The organism is Streptomyces sp. NPDC059355, from assembly GCF_042752335.1.
GTDB lineage: Bacteria > Actinomycetota > Actinomycetes > Streptomycetales > Streptomycetaceae > Streptomyces.
On sequence record NZ_JBHYXN010000100.1, the window covers coordinates 1 to 1952 of the forward strand.

The 1952-nt window shown below is 38.0% G+C and carries 1 protein-coding gene and 2 pseudogenes; all 3 read right to left on the reverse strand.

Annotated elements, in window-relative coordinates:
• Positions 1 to 624: pseudogene (locus ACFXGI_RS38580) on the reverse strand (hypothetical protein); the annotation flags it as partial.
• 90 nt (positions 625 to 714) lie between these two features.
• A complete protein-coding gene (locus tag ACFXGI_RS38585) occupies positions 715 to 888 on the reverse strand; it encodes a hypothetical protein (protein WP_375839303.1) in 174 nt (57 codons plus the stop codon).
• Positions 889 to 1572: 684 nt separating this feature from the next.
• A pseudogene (locus ACFXGI_RS38590) lies at positions 1573 to 1952 on the reverse strand (hypothetical protein); the annotation flags it as partial.

Here is a 1952-nt window from a genome sequence, read left to right on the forward strand (position 1 = left end):
GGCTGTTTCCCTGTCTTGGACATCTTCTAGGTCTATATCAGTCAAATAAGCGCTCAAATAGGCTCCTATGTTGTCTATATCCTTTAATGACTTGATTGTTACAAATCCTAAACCCCATAGACTCCTTAATTCAGCATTTTTAATATAAATCTTATCCAAATCATTAAAGCGCATTAAAACATGACAATGCCAGGCTCCACGTCCTTGTGGCTCTACCACCGATAAATAATCTATCGAACTTTCTTTCTTGTATTTATAACGCAACCTGTCGATAAAATTTTGAAAATCACTATAAAGTTTTTTCGTGTCCGTCATATTTTTCTTGTATGTCAAAGTTATATGTAATTCATTTGGCCGTCCTATAAAATTGTTATTTATCAAATAACGCAGCTTCTTAAAGGTTTGTCTCAAAGAATTATAATTTTCCTGCCGATTTTCCGAATGCTCGAACTCCCGGATCTCCCCAGTAGAGAGGTCTACAAACCTATCCTTGTCCAATTTTTTGATATTATTTTTCCGGTTCATCTTCTCCATATGCTGAACTTCAATGACGTGATTCATAGTGGTCACTTTTACAACATCATTTGGAGCTATGAAAACCGCGTCACCATTGCGTTTATCCATCCATTTCCCCTCAATTTTTCCTGTAATGTTTAATTAAAATCAAGTTAATAATAAAGAACCCCAAATCCGAAGTCAGTTTTTCAACAAAAATTAGCGTCCTTTTCCCAAATAGTCCCTATACAATTCCTTAATAGCAAACTCAATTACAGCATCTTTTGAAACTCTTCCAAATTCATTGTGTTTTGTAAAATGTTCGGCTAATAACTCTAGCTTTTTAAATGTTTCAACAGTAATTCGAGGTCCAATTTGTTTTTTCTCTTCCATCCAAACACACTCCTAACAAGTTGTTAACATAATTCTAACATTGGAAATAATAGAATTCAAGAACAGAAAAAAGAAGCACACTCGGAATGATATTTCGTTTCCTTTTGATTCCGAGCCTCCACCCCTTACAATCCCCAAAGGCAACCGACAAGGGAAAATTCGTCCCTTATCGGCACCTCCGGAAATTGTACAGCAAGGGGTCACTCCCAATAAAAAGACTACGACATATAAAACAGGTTTAGCTTCAGAGAAAAAGAGCATAAGGAAACTCGGTGCCACCCTAAAAAAAAGGGTGTCAAACAGGCTGTGCCTGTTGAGTTTCTATGCTCTTAGAACAGGTGCCGTTTTTGAAGCCAAAGATATAGCATAGATACCCCATAGATATAGCAGGGATATACCAAAATATCTCTAGAGATACGGGTATCTATGCTATATCTCTCTACAAGATTCCTCCACACGCTTGACGGAAATGCTTCAGCATTTTAGCACTCACTCGACAGAGTGTATAAGTGCGCCATTCGGAATTTCAAAGCTTCAAATTTCACAGAGAGTGCCCATTTATACACACCCCCTAAATCGTGGTGTGACAATGGGTTCTCGCCGGCTCGAAATCGGTTTGTCATTCTGACAAATAACCCTTCGGGAAATAAAAAAAACGGCTCCATAAAGAGGAACCGTTTTGCTTCAAAAATCACGTTTTGTGTTATACTGGAGAAACGAAATTGTGTTTTCAAAATTGTCATTTTCGACATGATAACTTTTCTCGTAGTGTGGTTTTGCCGAACCCACTACTTTTTTTATGTCTCCGAACTTCATTTCTTCCCGTTCCGGCTTAACAATCCCTTTTGATTTTCGATACATATTCATTCCGGAAGGATACATGTGCAGCCGTCCGCCTTTTAAAAATTTCTTTTCCCGACCTTCTACGATCTTTGTTTGCACCTCACAGCCCTCTGAAGCCACTTTTAAGGCTGTTTCCCTGTCTTGGACATCTTCTAGGTCTATATCAGTCAAATAAGCGCTCAAATAGGCTCCTATGTTGTCTATATCCTTTAATGACTTGA